This window comes from Nocardia violaceofusca NBRC 14427 (genome assembly GCF_963869435.1).
GTDB lineage: Bacteria > Actinomycetota > Actinomycetes > Mycobacteriales > Mycobacteriaceae > Nocardia > Nocardia aobensis.
The window spans coordinates 27,948-43,284 of record NZ_CAWMPM010000022.1 but is presented as its reverse complement, the minus strand read 5'-3'; the positions used below and the strand labels follow the sequence as shown (position 1 = coordinate 43,284).

The 15,337-nt window shown below is 68.9% G+C and carries 14 protein-coding genes; 10 read left to right on the top strand and 4 right to left on the bottom strand.

The features are described 5' to 3' along the window. Positions 1-38: 38 nt before the first annotated feature. From AC5592_RS17600 to AC5592_RS17585, 4 genes are all read left to right on the top strand, one after another. Entirely contained in the window at positions 39-491 is a 453-nt protein-coding gene (locus tag AC5592_RS17600) for an EVE domain-containing protein (RefSeq protein WP_063064863.1), read from the top strand. Then, positions 488-958, top strand: coding sequence for a MarR family winged helix-turn-helix transcriptional regulator (locus AC5592_RS17595; RefSeq protein WP_232329405.1), 471 nt, complete (start codon positions 488-490; stop codon positions 956-958). Before AC5592_RS17600 ends, AC5592_RS17595 begins: the two co-directional genes overlap by 4 nt. Before the next feature lie 102 nt (positions 959-1,060). Further along, the gene (locus tag AC5592_RS17590; RefSeq protein ID WP_371507240.1) at positions 1,061-3,214 is read left to right on the top strand and encodes an ATP-dependent DNA helicase UvrD2; all 2,154 of its coding nucleotides are present in this window, start codon (positions 1,061-1,063) and stop codon (positions 3,212-3,214) included. Between the two features lie 620 nt (positions 3,215-3,834). Next, complete coding sequence (locus AC5592_RS17585; protein WP_083871097.1) at positions 3,835-4,146, top strand: WhiB family transcriptional regulator; 312 nt, start codon at positions 3,835-3,837, stop codon at positions 4,144-4,146. A gap of 121 nt (positions 4,147-4,267) precedes the next feature. On the opposite strand, the gene AC5592_RS17580 is transcribed toward AC5592_RS17585, so the two are convergent. Continuing rightward, the gene (locus tag AC5592_RS17580; RefSeq protein ID WP_063064956.1) at positions 4,268-5,611 is read right to left on the bottom strand and encodes an ABC1 kinase family protein; all 1,344 of its coding nucleotides are present in this window, start codon (positions 5,609-5,611) and stop codon (positions 4,268-4,270) included. 242 nt (positions 5,612-5,853) lie between these two features. Here AC5592_RS17580 and AC5592_RS17575 point away from each other — a divergent pair, with 242 nt between their 5' ends. The 4 genes from AC5592_RS17575 to AC5592_RS17560 are packed head-to-tail and all read left to right on the top strand — an operon-like array spanning position 5,854 to position 9,830. Further along, positions 5,854-6,870 carry a hypothetical protein gene (locus AC5592_RS17575; protein ID WP_063064861.1) on the top strand — a complete coding sequence of 339 codons (1,017 nt, stop codon included), beginning with the start codon at positions 5,854-5,856 and terminating at the stop codon, positions 6,868-6,870. Positions 6,871-6,875: 5 nt separating this feature from the next. Further along, complete coding sequence (locus AC5592_RS17570) at positions 6,876-7,859, top strand: hypothetical protein (protein WP_063064955.1); 984 nt, start codon at positions 6,876-6,878, stop codon at positions 7,857-7,859. 36 nt (positions 7,860-7,895) lie between these two features. After that, entirely contained in the window at positions 7,896-9,158 is a 1,263-nt protein-coding gene (locus AC5592_RS17565) for an adenylosuccinate synthetase (protein ID WP_063064860.1), read from the top strand. A gap of 9 nt (positions 9,159-9,167) precedes the next feature. After that, positions 9,168-9,830 carry an NUDIX hydrolase gene (locus AC5592_RS17560; RefSeq protein WP_063064859.1) on the top strand — a complete coding sequence of 221 codons (663 nt, stop codon included), beginning with the start codon at positions 9,168-9,170 and terminating at the stop codon, positions 9,828-9,830. 116 nt (positions 9,831-9,946) lie between these two features. Here the strand turns inward: AC5592_RS17560 and AC5592_RS17555 are convergent, their stop codons facing one another. Continuing rightward, positions 9,947-10,852 (bottom strand): TOMM precursor leader peptide-binding protein, encoded by a 906-nt coding sequence (locus AC5592_RS17555; RefSeq protein ID WP_063064858.1) that lies wholly within the window; start codon positions 10,850-10,852, stop codon positions 9,947-9,949. 235 nt (positions 10,853-11,087) lie between these two features. Between AC5592_RS17555 and AC5592_RS17550 the strand changes: the two genes are divergently transcribed. Then, complete coding sequence (locus tag AC5592_RS17550; protein WP_036504340.1) at positions 11,088-12,068, top strand: FAS1-like dehydratase domain-containing protein; 981 nt, start codon at positions 11,088-11,090, stop codon at positions 12,066-12,068. Positions 12,069-12,098: 30 nt separating this feature from the next. On the opposite strand, the gene AC5592_RS17545 is transcribed toward AC5592_RS17550, so the two are convergent. Then, positions 12,099-13,610, bottom strand: coding sequence for a zinc-dependent metalloprotease (locus AC5592_RS17545; RefSeq protein ID WP_084506814.1), 1,512 nt, complete (start codon positions 13,608-13,610; stop codon positions 12,099-12,101). A gap of 50 nt (positions 13,611-13,660) precedes the next feature. Between AC5592_RS17545 and AC5592_RS17540 the strand changes: the two genes are divergently transcribed. Then, positions 13,661-14,686, top strand: a complete 1,026-nt coding sequence (locus tag AC5592_RS17540; protein WP_198163872.1) for a YlbL family protein — start codon at positions 13,661-13,663, stop codon at positions 14,684-14,686. Here AC5592_RS17540 and AC5592_RS17535 read toward each other — a convergent pair. After that, the gene (locus AC5592_RS17535) at positions 14,683-15,330 is read right to left on the bottom strand and encodes a PPA1309 family protein (protein ID WP_371507228.1); all 648 of its coding nucleotides are present in this window, start codon (positions 15,328-15,330) and stop codon (positions 14,683-14,685) included. The genes AC5592_RS17540 and AC5592_RS17535 overlap by 4 nt on opposite strands. Positions 15,331-15,337 lie beyond the last annotated feature (7 nt).

The following is a 15,337-nucleotide window of genomic DNA, read 5'->3' as shown; positions in this document are numbered from 1 at the left end:
GGTTCCGGGCACCCACTGAATCGTTCGAGGAGGACATCATGAACAAGTACTGGCTGGCGGTCGTCTCGCGCGATCACGTGCGTCGCGGGGTGGCGCTCGGCATCGTGCAGGCCAATCACGGCAAGCGTGCCGCGGTCGAACGGATGCGGCCGGGTGACGGACTCGTCTACTACTCGCCCAGAACCGGTATGCGCGAGGGGGAGCCGGTCAAGTCGTTCACCGCGATCGGCACGGTCGACGACGGGCCCGCGTGGCAGGGGGAGGATCCGGGCGGCTGCTTCCGGCCGTGGCGGCGCGCGGTGACCTATCGCCCGCACGCGCACGACATCGCGATCGATACGGTGCGCGGTGATCTCGATCTCACCAGCGTCCCCAACTGGGGCATCGTGTTGCGGCGCGGTGTGGTGGAACTGAGCGCGCGCGATTTCGCGGTCATCTCGCAGGCCATGCTGGGAGAGGACGCGAGCGAGCGGGCGAGGGCGGCCGGGTGAGCGACGAAACCCACTCGCTGCGAACGGAATTCGGTAGTGCCGACGAGAGCCCGGGCCTGTTGTTGTGGCAGGTGACCAACCGGTGGCAGGCGGCGGTGCGCGCGGCGCTGGCCCCGTTCGACCTCACTCACGTGCAGTTCGTGCTCCTGGCCGCGCTGACGTGGTTCGGCGGCTCGAATGCGGACACCCCCATCACGCAGCGCGATCTGGCCGCCCATGCCGCCACCGACCCGATGATGACCTCCCAGGTACTGCGCGCCCTCGAACAGAAGGGCCTGATCGAGCGGCGCGATCATCCGCACGACCGGCGCGCGAAATCCCTGGTACCGACGAAAGCCGGTGTGGCACTGGTGAATCGCGCGATCGTCGCGGTGGAGGACTGCGACCGGGCCTTCTTCGGTCCGTTGCAGGATCGGACTGCCGGCTTCGCCGCGGCATTGCGGACGCTGCGCGACGCACGGAGTTGAGCGACGCTCGCGCCGGCCGAGGGCAACGCGCCGCGCACCCGTGGCACCGGGCAACCGAGGGGCGTCGTCGCGGCGGCGCGGATGATGTCGGTAGTGCCTGTCATGATGGAGCGCGTGCCTGCCCCGACCTCATCGACCAGCCTGCGGCTCGACGGGCTCGACCCCGAGCAGGCCGCCGCGGTGCGGGCGCCGCGCGGGCCGGTGTGTGTGATCGCGGGAGCGGGCACCGGCAAGACCAGGACCATCACCCACCGCATCGCGCATCTGGTCTCGGCCGGGCATGTGCGCCCCGACCAGGTGCTGGCGGTGACCTTCACGGCCCGGGCGGCCGGTGAGCTGCGGGCCCGGTTGCGCGCGCTCGGCCTGGGTGGTGACGCGCAGACGGTCCAGGCGCGCACGTTCCACGCCGCCGCACTGCGGCAGCTGAAGTACTTCTGGCCCCAGATCGTCGGCGATGTGCCGTGGAAGCTCATCGACTCCAAATTCGCGGTCGTCGCCCAGGCCGCCCAGCGCGTGGGCCTGCCGACGGCGACGGAGAACGTGCGTGATCTGGCGGGCGAGATCGAATGGGCGAAGGCCTCGCTCATCGCGCCGGAGGACTACGCCGGCGCCGCCCAGCGTCACCACCGCGACATTCCGTATCAGGCGGACAAGATCGCGGCCGTCTACACCGGCTACGAGTCGTTGAAGAACACCCCGGACGGTCTGCTGCTCGATTTCGACGACCTGCTGCTGCACACCGCCGCCGCGCTCGAGGACTACCCGGCCGTGGCCGAGGAGTTCCGCGGCCGCTACCGGTGCTTCGTCGTCGACGAATACCAGGATGTGACCCCGCTGCAGCAGCGCGTCCTCGACGCGTGGCTCGGCGATCGCGACGACCTGACCGTGGTCGGCGACGCCAACCAGACGATCTACTCGTTCACCGGCGCCAGCCCGGCCTATCTGCTCGATTTCTCCCGCCGGTTCCCCGACGCCACCGTCGTCCGGCTGGAACGGGACTACCGGTCGACGCCGCAGGTGGTGTCGCTGGCCAATCGCGTGATCGGCGCCGCACGCGGCCGCATCGCGGGGACCCGGCTGCAGTTGGTCGGGCAGCGCGCCGACGGGCCGGAACCGTCCTTCGCCGAATACGACGACGAGGTCGCCGAGGCCACCGCCGTCGCCAAGGGCATCGCCGGCCTGCTCGGGCGGGGTGTTCCGGCCGCCGAGATCGCCGTGCTGTATCGCATCAACGCCCAGTCCGAGGTGTACGAGCAGGCGCTGACCGAGGCTGGCATTCCCTATCAGGTCCGCGGCGGCGAGGGGTTCTTCCAGCGGGCCGAGGTCCGGCAGGCGGTACAGGCGCTGCGCCAGGCCGGAGCCCGCGACGACCTGCCCGCGGCCCGCGGTCCCGAGGTCGTGACGCTCGTGCGCGCCGTCCTCGCCCGGCTGGGACTCACCGCCGAGGAGCCGGCCGGTGCGCAGGCTCGCGAGCGCTGGTCGTCGCTGGTGGCCCTGGTGCAACTCACCGAGGAGCTCGCCGCCCACGATCCCGCCCTCGAATTCGCCGGGCTGCTACGGGAATTGGCCGTCCGCGCCGAGTCCCGCCACCCACCGACCGTGCAGGGCGTCACCCTCGCCTCGCTGCACGCCGCCAAGGGCCTGGAATGGGATGCGGTCTTCCTGGTCGGGCTGACCGACGGCACCCTGCCCATCGCCCATGTGCTCGGTGAGGGCGGCGCGGTGACCGACGAGGCCGCGCTGGAGGAGGAACGGCGGCTGCTCTACGTGGGCGTGACCCGCGCACGCGAACATCTGCGGTTGTCCTGGGCGCTGTCGCGCGCCGACGGCCGGCGGCGCAACCGGCGCCGCAGCCGATTCCTCACCGGGCTGGTGCCGGAGGATTCCCCGGCGTCGATGGTCGCTCAGCAGGCGGGGATGCGGGGCGGGCGCGGCCGCCGGTTGCCGGTCTGCCGGGTGTGCGGGCGTTCGCTGCTCAATTCCACCGACACGCTGCTCGGGCGGTGTTCGGGCTGTCCGGCCGAGGTCGACACCGAACTGCTCGGCGCCCTGCAGGAATGGCGGCGGCAGCGGGCCGAGGAATTGCAGATCAAACCGTTCGCGGTGGTGAGCGTCAAAACGCTCACCGCGATCGCGGAACAGGTGCCGATGGACGAGGACGCGCTGGCCGCGATTCCGGGCATCGGACAACAGAAGTCGCAGCAGTTCGGTCCGGAGCTACTGGCGATCGTGCGATCACGGGTGCGCAACCGGTGATCCGGCGGGCGTGCCGCGAATGACAAAACCGCAGGTGAAAAATAGGTTGTGCGGTTGTGTATCGCACCCGTAGGGTGGTGATCACGCGCTGGGAGGGCATTCCGGTGCGCACAGTGATCAGTCGGATAACGAGTAGGAGGGAGGTAGACAAAATGAACAACATCGTGACTCTCGCTTCGAGAAGCGTTGTGGCACCGGTGGTTTCTGTCGTGTCCGCCTCCCGGGGGGTCCTCGCCTTGCAGGGGACCGGTCTGTCTGTCGCAAGCATTATCGGTGCTCGACCGCAAGCGCCCGCATATGCAATTGCCGCAGACAAGTCCGAGTGGGGTTGGCATCAGGCACACATCGGTTTCCACACCGACGCAGCCCACGCCTTCGCAGTGGAAGCCGATCGTATGACGGCGAATCTGCAGGCAGTCCGCCTCCGCAACGCACACCCAGCGACCGTGATCAGTAGCCGACATCGAAGTCGGTTCAGGTAGCACCAGCTACCGCAGCCTCCTGGCCACGGATCGCCCGAAGCGAAACCGTGGCCACAGTTCTTTTTCGGCCTCCAGCCACCGGCACCGGTTTCGCGGAAGACAACGAAACGACCGCTGCACGAGCTGAAGGAGCAAGACGTGTCCACCGCGACCGTTACTCGCGCGACATGCCGATCGACCCAGGCCTCGAGGCCGGCCCGCACCCGCGGTGTCGCGCTCGCGCTGCCCTGCCGAGTCGGTGACCCGGACCTGTGGTTCGCCGAAAGCCCCACCCAGCTGGAAGAGGCCAAGACACTGTGCGCTTCCTGCCCGATCCGCAAGGGCTGCCTCGCTGCCGCCCTGGATCGCGGTGAGCCCTGGGGCGTCTGGGGTGGCGAGATCTTCGAACAGGGCGTCGTGATCGCCCGCAAGCGGCCGCGCGGCCGCCCGCGGAAGGTCGCACTGGCGTGATCGGCGCCGGTTCGGGCCGAGCGCGGATCCGCCTCGGCCACTTCTGGGAACACGAGCAAGCCCCGCATCCGATGTCGGATGCGGGGCTTGTCCCATATTCGGCGCCCGGCGGGGCGAAGGATCAACTGGCGCTGCGGTATTCGGCGTAGCCGGGCACCCAGTCGTGCATCAGCTTCATGAACGGCACCTCGGCGTCGAGCTGGGCGCAGATGCCGATCGAACCCATCAGCACCCGGAACACCATGATGTGTTCGGCCGGAAGTTGCAGTGACATACCGGTTTTCATCTCCGGGCGGCTCACATCGGTGGCCTTGCCCGCCACGCGCTGCATCCACTTGCGGGTGAAGTGGAACGAATCCTCGCGGATGGGATCGGTGAACGGGCGCAGATAGTCGGCGATCTCCGCATGCGTGACGGTGCGGCCGGGAATCACCCAGCCGTTGCTGTACATCAGATCGGTCAGTTCCTCGAACCGATCCTCGACCGCCATCGCCACCATCTGGCCCAGTACCGGCGGGAACCCGTCGGGCAGCGGCGCGCAGGCGCCGAAATCCAGCACCGCCAACCGGCCGTCGTCGAGCATCATGAAATTGCCGGGATGCGGGTCGGCGTGCAGCAGTCCGGCCAGGGCGGGGGAGGAGAAGTGGAATTCACCCATCAGCGTTGCCACGCGGTTGCGCAGCTCGACCGTGCCCGCCGGATCCTCCTGGCCTCGTTTGATGATCTTGGACACCGCGGTGCCATCGAGCCATTCGGTGACGATCACCTTCGGCGCCCCGGCCACCACCTTCGGCACCAGGAATCGCGGGTGGCTGTCGAAGGCCTTGGCGAAACGGCGCTGGTTGGCGGCCTCGGTGCGGTAGTCGAGCTCTTCCTCGGTGCGTTCGGTGATCTCGGCGAGGATGGGTTTGACGTCGGCGCCGGGGACGATGGCGCCGATCATGCCGGCCATCCGGTTGAGGGTCTTGAGGTCCGCGCGCAGCGCCTCGTCGGCGCCGGGGTACTGGACCTTCACGGCCACCGTGCGGCCGTCGGACCATTCGGCCTTGTGCACCTGTCCGATACTGGCCGAGGCGGTGGGGGCGTCGTCGAAGGAGCGGAAGCGCGTGCGCCACGCCTTGCCGAGCTGTTGATCCAGCACGCGGTGCACCGCGGCGGCGGGCAGCGGCGGTGCCGCGGCCTGCAGTTTGGTCAGCGCCTCGCGATAATGCTCGCCGAACTCCTCGGGTACGGCTGCCTCCATCACCGACAGCGCCTGCCCGAATTTCATTGCGCCGCCCTTGAGCTCGCCGAGAACGGAGAAGATCTGCTCGGCGGCCTTCTGATTCAACTCGGCATTGATCTCGCCCTTGTCGCCGCCGGCGAGTTTGCGGCCGAACCCCACAGCGGCCCGTCCCGCGATACCGAGTGGAATCTTCGCCAACTTGGCGTTGCGGGATGAGCTACGGCGCACAATCTCAGACACACCCCCATCATGGCTGACCCACCGTGCCGCGTGCCATGTGAATTGCGTGAACTCCACCCCCGGACCGAGACGTGTCATCGGTCACAGTGGGGCCGGTCCAGGCGATCGTCGGTGCGCCCGAGCGCATGAGAAACGGCTCATCCGTGGTGGTCGAGCGGCCGCCGTCCCACGTTTTGGTGGTTTCGACTAAAAGTTGTCCCGAAGGTCTGGCGCTGCATGTTTTAGTCATATAGACTAAAACTATGACGACAACGCGAGAGGCCGTGTCGGCCATCCGGGAGGTGCGACGCCCGGAAGATCTGTTCGGCGCGGCGACAACGGATTCCGCCGCTCGCCGCACCGCGCATCGGACGTATCTGCGGCTGGCCGCCGCGCTGCATCCGGATCGGGTGCCCGCCGCCGAGGCCGACCAGGCCACCGCGGTTTTCGTTCGCCTCGGCGAGCTGTACCGGAGCTGGCTCGCGGCCGGGCAGGCCGTCGAGGTCTGTGGCGGGCGGGGGCGATATCGCCTCGGTGCGGTGCATGCCCGCGGTTCCGTCGCGGATGTGTACCGCACCGATTCGGCGGCAGTGGTGAAGATCGCACGGCGCCCGGCCGCGAATTCGCTGCTGGCGAACGAGCGGAACGCGCTGACGGACATCGCCGCGCTCACCGGGGAGCACGGGTGGCTGGCGCCGTACTTTCCGCGCCTGATCGACTCCGTCGACCACACCGATATCGACTCCGGCGAGGTTCGCGCGATCAACGTGCTCGACGCGCTGACCGACGGGTTCGTGACACTGGCCCAGGTCCGCGCCGCCTTTCCGCGCGGGCTCGACCCGCGCGACTACGCCTGGATGCACCGGCGGCTGCTGCGCTGCCTGGCCGGCGCCGCGACCGCGCAGTGGGTGCACGCCGCGGTCTCCGCGGAGAACGTGCTCATCCATCCGCGGCTGCACGGGGTCGTGCTGGTCGGGTGGTCGTTCGCCACCCGGCCCGGGCGCGTGCCCGCGGCCACACCGGCCTCGATCGACTATCCGCCCGAAATCGGCACCGGGGTCTGCCCGCGCACCGATGTGTATCTGGCCCATCGGCTGCTGCTCACCATGCTCGGCGACCGCGCGCCCGCGCCGATGCGCGCCTTCGCCGAGGGATGCCTGCAATCGGCACCGAGGCTGCGGCCCGACGCCCGCACCCTGCTCGACGAATTCGACGACCTGCTCGACCGGCTGTACGGCGCCCGCCGCTTCCGGCCGTTCGAACTACCGAAAGGACAGTGATCACCATGGGATACGGACAGTGGGACGACAGCGCCTACGACGCCGCCCGCACCTTCCGCGCCGCCCGCGGACTCGACGACTTCGGCTACACCGCCGACATGCGGGCCAAGCCCTATACGAAATGGGTCGCCCATCCGCTGCTCGACCCCTTCGGCGTCGGAGCGCGTGAGTCGCGCGACTCCGCCGAGCACGGGGCCTCGCTGCCGATCGCGGTGCTGTTCGACGTCACCGGGTCGATGGGGCGGGTCCCGCGCATCATGCAGGAGAAACTGACTACCCTGCACGGACTGCTGCAGCGCAAGGGGTACGCCGAGGATCCGCAGATTCTGTTCGGCGGGATCGGCGATGCCGACTGTGATCGGGTGCCGCTGCAGATCGGGCAGTTCGAATCCGACAATCGGATGGACGAACAGTTGCGGCTGATTCTGCTCGAAGGTGGCGGAGGCGGACAGAAATCCGAAAGTTACGAGCTGGCAGCGTATTTCATGGCTCGGCACACGGCGACCGATGCGTGGGACAAGCGCGGACGCAAGGGGTATCTGTTCATCGTGGGCGACGAGCTGAACAAGCCGCGCCTCGCCGCCGGGCACGTGCGGCGGGTGATCGGCGACGATGTGCCCCAGGACATTTCGGTTCCCTCGATCTACCGCGAGCTGGCCGATCGGTGGCATGTGTATTACATCCTGCCGAATCAATCCCACTACTACACCGATCCGGAAATCCTCGAGCACTGGCGGGGAGTGCTCGGGGAGCGGGTCCTGCGCCTGGACGATCCGGCGGCGGTGTGCGAACTCATCGCCCTGACGATCGGCATCGGCGAGGACCGCGTGGATCTGGGTGCCGGGCTGGCCGATCTGCGCGATATCGGGTCCGCCGACGCCGCCGACGTCGTCGGTAAGGCACTGGCCCCGATCGGTACTCCCGTCGGTCGTCGCACCGCGGGCGCGCTGCCGGCGGCGACCCCGGGCGCCGACGACGTCCGGTTCTGACCGTGAATCCGATCCGAAAAGCGAAGGGAAATCACCATGTTCGGCGACCGGCATGTGATCGTGGTCGATCTGGGATTCGGCGACGCCGGGAAAGGCGCCACCGTGGATTGGCTGTGCTCGCCACAGGCCGACTTGGACGTCGCAGCCGTCGTGCGCTTCAACGGCGGCGCGCAGGCCGCGCACACCGTGATCGCCGACGGCCGGCGACACACCTTCCGGCAGTTCGGATCGGGCACGCTGTCGGGCGTGCCGACAGTTCTGTCGCGGCACGTGCTCGTGGATCCGATCGCCCTGGCCGCCGAGGCCGAAGCGCTGACCGCACTGGGCGTCGCCGATCCGCTGGGCTCGATCTTCGTCGACGAGCGGGCGCTGCTGACCACTCCGATCCACGGAGCCGCCAACCGCTGCCGGGAGGATGCGCGGGGTGCCGCCCGGCACGGTTCCTGCGGGATGGGCATCGGGGAGACCGTGCGCTACGCCCTCGAGCACGATGCGCCCCGGGTCCGGGACTGTCGCACTCCGGATATCCTGCGCCGCAAACTGATCGCGCTGGAGCGGCACTTCGCACCGCTGCTCGCGAGCGGGCGCCACGGCTACGAACCGATCGACGCCCTGGTCGACGCCTATACGGAATTCGCGCGGTCGGTGGCGCTGGTGCCGGGTGAACAACTCGCGGTATTCGCCGCCGCGGGCCGGCTGATCTTCGAGGGCGCCCAGGGCGTGCTGCTCGACGAATGGCGGGGTCTGCATCCCTACACCACCTGGTCGACGGTGGAGCCCCGCCATGCCCGCGCCATGCTGGCGCGGATCGGGGAACCGGGCACGGTCCTCGGAGTGACTCGCGCGTACCAGACTCGCCACGGCGCGGGCCCCTTTCCGACCGAGGATCCGGCATTGTCGATCCCGGAGCCGCACAACGCCACCGGCCCGTATCAGGGCGCCTTCCGCGTCGGGCATCTGGATCCGATCCTGCTGCGCTATGCCGTGGAGGCGTGTGGGGGAATCGACGCGCTCGCCGTCAACCATCTGGATCTCGTGGCGGCTCGCGACGATATGCGCACCGCCGCAGGGTATTTCGCCCCGGACGGATATCGGGACCGGCTCGATTGTGGTTCCTGGCGGGATCTGACCCATCAGCGGTGGTTGACCGGCCTCGTCGCGCACAGCACCCCGGATCTCGTACCGCTGCCGGCGGATGTTCCGGAATTCCTGGAACGCCGGCTGGGCGCGCCCGTGGTGCTGACCGGGCACGGGCCCGATCGTGCCGATCGCGTGGCCCGGGTCGCGGCTGCGGCATGATGGTTCGCCGTGGAGCAGCAATCCGCCGTATCGCTCGATGTCGTCGCGCTTCGGTTCGGCGACGACGACACGACCGTGACCTTCGCAGTGGCCCCCCGGCAGTGGGATCCGTTCGCGGGCGAACTCGCCCTGCCGGGTGTGCTGCTCGGCCGCGGTGAGCGGCTCGCGACGGCGGCGCGCCGCGCGGTACACAGCAAACTGGGTGTGCCCGACGATGCGATCCTCGCCGTCGGGCAACTGGTCACTTTCGACGAGCCGAATCGCGATCCCCGCGGTCCGACGCTTTCGATCGCGATGTGGGCGGTTCTCAATAATGATGAAACCGGCAGCATCGCACCCTTTCCCGGTGTGCAATGGGTTCCGTTCGACGACGTTCCGCCGCTGGCCTTCGACCACAACATGATCGTCGAGGTCGCCCGCGAACGACTCGCCGACATGCTGTGGAAAGACCTTGCGTTCACCCGCCCGCTGATCGGCGAGCAGTTTCCCGCCACGCGCGCGGTCGCCCTCGCGACCGCGTTGTCCGGCGCTCGTCCCGACCCGGGCAACCTCAACCGCACCCTGGCCGCGATCCCCGGGCTCACCCGCACCGGGGAACGGATGCGAACCAAGGCCACCGGACGTCCCGCGGCAGTCTGGTCTTTCACCGACTCGGCCTCCGACGCGCGCTGAGCCGACGACCCCAACCCACCTCATGGCCGAGGCGACGACGGCCCGGCCCCGGCGCGCGACGGTAGCGACATCATCGAGGCGAGATCCTGTCACCGCCCGAGCCATCTTCGACGCGCTCATACCTGTCCTCCGGCGACGGAGACCGTGCGATCGCCGTCCGGCGCTTCGGCCCCCGTGGCGGCGATTCGGCGGCAGGCGCAGTCGGCGTGCGGGGTCCAGCGACGCCGGGCGATGCGCCTGGTGTGCGGATCCAATTCCAGTGTGGTGTCCAGGGTTCGGGGCGGGTCGTCGGCGGCGCCCTCGATAATCGATTCGATTTCGCGCAAAGTCAGGGCGGCGGTGGCGGCAATGGTGGCGGGGGAGGCGTAGCCGGTCCGGCCGAGCAGCTGCGCCGCCAAATGCGGCCATTCGGCGTCGAATTCGGTGCGGGTCAGATCGGCGCAGCGCAGACAGCTGGTGCCGCCGGGTAGTACCAGCGGCCCGATCACACCGTGCCCGTCGCGGATGCGCACCTGCAGGTGCGGGATTCGGCGCACCAGCAGCATGCTGACCAACTCCGGCACCGGGACCAGCGCGTCGGTGAGAATCACCAGATCGGAGGTCGGCAGCGAATCCGATGTGCCGCTGCGGTATTCGCTCGACCGCGTCGGCGTGATGCCCAGTTGCCGGATACCGCTGTGCAGCGCATCCGCCAGGGGCCCGCGGCCGTGTACATGCACCGTCCGCACGCGAGTGCGGCGGGCCTGCGGCCGGATCAGCAGTCCGGCCGCGTCGATATCTCGTAGTAGTTCCAGGGCCACGCCACCGAGGCCGAGTTGCCCGGCCTCCCACAGGAGCTGGGGATGGCTGTGCAGTCCGTCGAGCAGCCGGACGAACGCGACGACCGCATCGGTGTCGACGGCGGGCGGGTGCAGGAGTACCGCGCGTTCGGGATCCCAACCCAATTGCACCGCCCCCGAGGGCCGGCGCAGAACCGCCACCCGCGGATGCAACATCGGTCCACGTGCGTGTGACAACGTCATGGGCTCAGTATTGTCGCCGGGCCGAGGCACGCCCGCCGGAAAACTGCTGGTTATCCACAGGTTCGGCGTTGTCCACAGGGCGCTTCGGGCGATCTCGCAGCATCACTGTGAACGCACCGTCTCACAAATCTGGCCGACGACTCGCCGTGAATTTTCCAGACCGGCGCGGAGAGTGCTAACGCCGGGCCACCGGCGGCCGACAATCGGGTCGATTCGGGTCGGTTAAAGGAGCAATATGGTCAGCGCATCCCTCGGCGTGCCACCGGTGGCGTCGCTGCACGGCGAACATCGGTTTCGAACCCGCGGCGATCGGCCGATCGCCGCGGACACGATTCGCGAGTACGCCCGGGCGATAGGCGCCATCGACCCCATCCACCGCGACGAACGTGCCGCCGCCGCGCGCGGATTCGATGCCCTGGTAGCCCCGCCGACCTTCGCCACCACGGTGTGGATGCGCGCCGAGGAACGCACGCTGGACGCACTCGTCCCGGGCTTTCACAGCGGGTGCGTCGTGCACGCCGACCGCACGCTGGAAATCGTGCGCCCGCTGCTGGCCGGCGACCGCATCAGCTGCGAAATCGGATTCGAATCCTTCCGCCACTACCGCGACTACGACGTGGTCTCGGTGACCACCCTGTTGCGCGACGACGACGGTCAGGTCGTGACCAGCGGCTCCTCCACCCTGCTGGTGCACACCCAGCCCGGAACCTGTGCGCGATCCGGTGCGTCCCAACGGCCGCACGATCTCGAACCGGTCCCGGCGCAACGGCGTCTGCGCACGCCGCAGCGGGACCGGATCCAACCGTCGCTACCGCGTCCGATCGTCGACCTCGGCCCGCTGGCGGTCGGCGCGGATCTGCCCGCCGACACCGTCACGGTCGCGGCCGACGATGTGGTGCGCCACGCCGGCGTCGTGGATCCGCACCGATCCGGCACCACGACGGGGGCAGTGCCGGGCATGCTGACGCTCGGCCTGGTCGCCGGCTATCTCGGCCGCTGGCTCGGCGATCCGACCGCACTGACGAAACTGCGGGTGCAATACGCGCCCAAGATGCACTATCTGCCCGTCGACTCCGACGCTCCGGCGTCGATCCTGTTCGGCGGTCAGGTCGGCTGGCTCAGTTCACGTCGCCGCATGGTGACCGTCGTGGTCGACGCATTGTCCAAGGGGCGCAAGCTGTTCGGCTACGCGACCGCCGAAGCGCGACTGGGCTGAACCGCGCCGCCCGGACTGCGCCGCCGACAATCAGCGATCCTCGTTGTCTCCGCGCTCGTCGTCGGCGTCGGACGGATTCGCGCCCGAAGTGGAATCGCCCTGGGCGGCAGTGCCTTCCGTGTCCTTGTCGCCGTCCGTGTCCTTGTCGCCGTCCGCGTCCTTGTTCGGCCGCTCCTGTTGCGCCGCAGCGCCTTCGCGGCGTTCACGCGCCTCGGTCTCGGCCAGCTGCGCCAGCGGATCGTCGAAAACGTTGGCGCCGCCACCGATCACACCGTCGATGAAACCGCTCGGCTTGTCGAGATCCTCGGAACAGGGCAGCAGATCCGGATGCGCCCACACCGCGTCGCGCGCCGACATCCCCGCGTCGGTGGTCAGCCGCTGCCACAGTGTGGCGGCCTCCCGCAGCTTGCGCGGACGCAGCTCCAAGCCGACCAGGGTGGCGAAGGTCTGCTCGGCCGGACCGCCGGTGGCGCGGCGGCGCCGCAGCGTCTCGGCCAGCGCGCCCGCACCGGGCAGTCGGTCGCCGACGGCCTCGGCCACCACGACCTGAACCCAGCCCTCGATCAGCGCCAGCAGCGTTTCCAGCCGCTCCAGCGCGGCCTTCTGCTCGGGGGTGGTCTGCGGTTCGAAGGTGCCCTGCGACAGCAGTTCCTCGAGTTTCGACGGATCGGTCAGCGACATCGGATCGATGTTCTGCGCGGCCTCCTCGATCGCGGAGAAGTCCATCCGGATGCCACGCGCGTAATCCTCGACCGCGCCCAGCACCTGCTGCCGCAGCCACGGCACATGGGCGAACAGCCGCTGGTGGGCGGCCTCTCGGGCGGCCAGATAAACCAGGATCTCGCTTTCGGGAAGCTCCAGGCCCTTGCTGAATTCGCTGATCGCGCTGGGCAGCAGCGCCGCGGTTCCGGCCGGACCCAGCGGCAGCCCGATATCGGTGGAGGTCAGTACCTCCTGGGCGAGCTGTCCCAGCGCCTGTCCCAGCTGCGAGCCGAAGGCCAGACCGCCCATCTGCCCGAGCATGCCGAGCATCGGCCCGGCGAACTGCTTGGCCTCCTCCGGCAGTGTCGAACTCCACATACCCGAGACCTGCTCGGCGACCGGATCACACAGCCGCTTCCAGGTCGGCAGTGTCTGCTCGATCCAATCGTTGGGCGACCATGCGACCGTCTTGGTCGCCCCGGCGGGCAGGGTGGTCGCCGCGTCCAACCACAACTCGGCCAGATGCGCGGCATCGCTGACGGCGCGCTGCGCACCGTCGGTGATCGGCGCGACCGTCGAACCGAGTTGCTGGCGAGCCAGCCGCTTGGCGACGTCGTAGTTGACCGGGCTCGCCTGGCCGCCCGGCTGGCTCATGGTGGAGAACATCTGCCCGAGCGAGGTCAGCATCTGCCCGAAGGCCGCGGGATCGAATCCGGCCGCGCCCGAAGACCCCATACCGAAGGCGAAGGGGTTGTTCGCTCCGGAACCGGCCTGATCGTCACGCTTGTCACGGTCGGGATCGTCGTCGCGGTTCGAGAATCCGAAGGGCACGTCGCTCATGCCCCCAAGGCTACGCGGATGGTGATCGTGGAGCCGCTACTGTGGGCCGGGTGAATCGTCGGATCATCACCTTGATAGCGGCTCTGGTGCCCGTGCTCGTCCTCGGTGTGGTGGGCAGTGCGGTGACGGTGCCGTTCGTCGCTCTCGGCCCTGGTCCCACCTTCAATACCCTCGGTGAGGTGGAGGGCAAGCAGGTCGTCGCGGTGCAGGGTGCCGCGGTGGATCCGACCTCGGGACACCTGAACATGACGACGGTGTCCGTTCGCGACGGGCTGAATATATTCGAGGCGATGGGCTTGTGGGTGGACGGCCGCTACGGCCTGGTGCCGCGCGCCGAGGTCTACCCGCCCGGCGTTCCCCGCGACCAGGTGGACAAGTCCAACCAGGCCGATTTCAAGGAATCCGAGGACAACGCCGAACTGGCCGCGCTGAACTTCCTGAAGTATCCGACCAAGGTCCAGGTGCGCGTGGTGGCCGACGACGGCCCGGCCAAAGCGGTGCTGCAGAAGGGGGACGAACTGGTGAGCGTGAACGGGAAACCGATCACGACCTCCAAGGACGTGATCGACGCGGTGCAGGGGGCGGCCCCGGGCACGACGATCCCGATGGTGATCCGCCGCGGCGGCGTGGAACAGACGGTCGAGGTGAAACTCGGTGCGCGCCCGGACGATTCGAACAAGGCCTACCTCGGCGTCACCCCGCAGGAGGTGCCTGCCGGTCCGCTGCAGGTCGATTTCAACCTCGCCGATATCGGTGGCCCCTCGGCCGGTCTGATGTTCAGCCTGGCACTGGTCGACAAGCTCAGTCCCGGCGAGCTCAACGGCGGACGCTTCGTCGCCGGCACCGGAACCATCGATCCGCAGGGCAAGGTCGGCCCGATCGGCGGTATCCAGTACAAGATGATCGCGGCCCGCGACGCCGGTGCGGAGACCTTCCTGGTCCCCGCCGACAACTGCAACGAGGCTCGCCAGCGCACTCCGGACGGCCTGAAACTGGTGAAGGTCGACACGTTGGCCACCGCGGTGCAGTCGCTCGACGACATCAACGCCGGACGTCCCGCCCCCAGTTGCGGTTAGTCCGGCTCGTTCTCGAGCGTGTGGCGCAGCGCGTCGATCAGGTTGGGGGCCAGATTCGGCGCGGTGCGCAGATCCAGATCGGGGAACGCCTCGTCCTCTTCGGGGCGTAACTGCAACAGGCACAACGAGACTCCGTCGCGCAGCACACCGGCGTAGAGCCGGGCGTCGCGGCGCTCGGGATGAGTCTGCGCGGCGTCGCGACCGGCGCGGTCGGCGGCGTCGCGGTCGGCCAGCAGCGGTGCGATGGCCTCGTCGAGCGTGTGTTCGGCGTTCGGCGGCAACACCACGATCTGCTGGACCAGCACCACCCCCTCGACGGCGGGCGGCCAGCTGGTGGTGGCGAGGAATTCGTCGAGGGCCATCGAATCGCCGCTCAGATCGTCGGGAAGCGGTTCCTGGGCGATGGGAGTCAATGCGGCCCCGTCGTCGAGCTGATCCTCGAGCGTCGGCTCGGCGGCCACCAGGTCGGCGGTCGGTACCAGCGCGAACAACTGCGGCGGCTGATCCCAGCCCTCGGTGTCGGCGAACTCGGCCACGTCCCGGATACAGCGGTACAGGGCGGAGGAGGGATTGTCCACAGTCACGGCCGACACTGTACGTCCACCACGAGCGCCCGCGTCCCCGCCACGGCATACCGGAGCCATCGCGATC

What these genes read in the sequence shown, in the direction of transcription:
- AC5592_RS17565 (WP_063064860.1), top strand. Translation starts at nt 7,896, where the DNA reads ATGTTCGGCGACCGGCATGTGATCGTGGTCGATCTGGGATTCGGCGAC.
- AC5592_RS17545 (WP_084506814.1), bottom strand. Translation starts at nt 13,610, where the DNA reads ATGAGCGACGTGCCCTTCGGATTCTCGAACCGCGACGACGATCCCGAC.
- AC5592_RS17550 (WP_036504340.1), top strand. Translation starts at nt 11,088, where the DNA reads ATGGTCAGCGCATCCCTCGGCGTGCCACCGGTGGCGTCGCTGCACGGC.
- AC5592_RS17555 (WP_063064858.1), bottom strand. Translation starts at nt 10,852, where the DNA reads ATGACGTTGTCACACGCACGTGGACCGATGTTGCATCCGCGGGTGGCG.
- AC5592_RS17590 (WP_371507240.1), top strand. Translation starts at nt 1,061, where the DNA reads ATGATGGAGCGCGTGCCTGCCCCGACCTCATCGACCAGCCTGCGGCTC.
- AC5592_RS17570 (WP_063064955.1), top strand. Translation starts at nt 6,876, where the DNA reads ATGGGATACGGACAGTGGGACGACAGCGCCTACGACGCCGCCCGCACC.
- AC5592_RS17600 (WP_063064863.1), top strand. Translation starts at nt 39, where the DNA reads ATGAACAAGTACTGGCTGGCGGTCGTCTCGCGCGATCACGTGCGTCGC.
- AC5592_RS17535 (WP_371507228.1), bottom strand. Translation starts at nt 15,330, where the DNA reads ATGGCTCCGGTATGCCGTGGCGGGGACGCGGGCGCTCGTGGTGGACGT.
- AC5592_RS17575 (WP_063064861.1), top strand. Translation starts at nt 5,854, where the DNA reads ATGACGACAACGCGAGAGGCCGTGTCGGCCATCCGGGAGGTGCGACGC.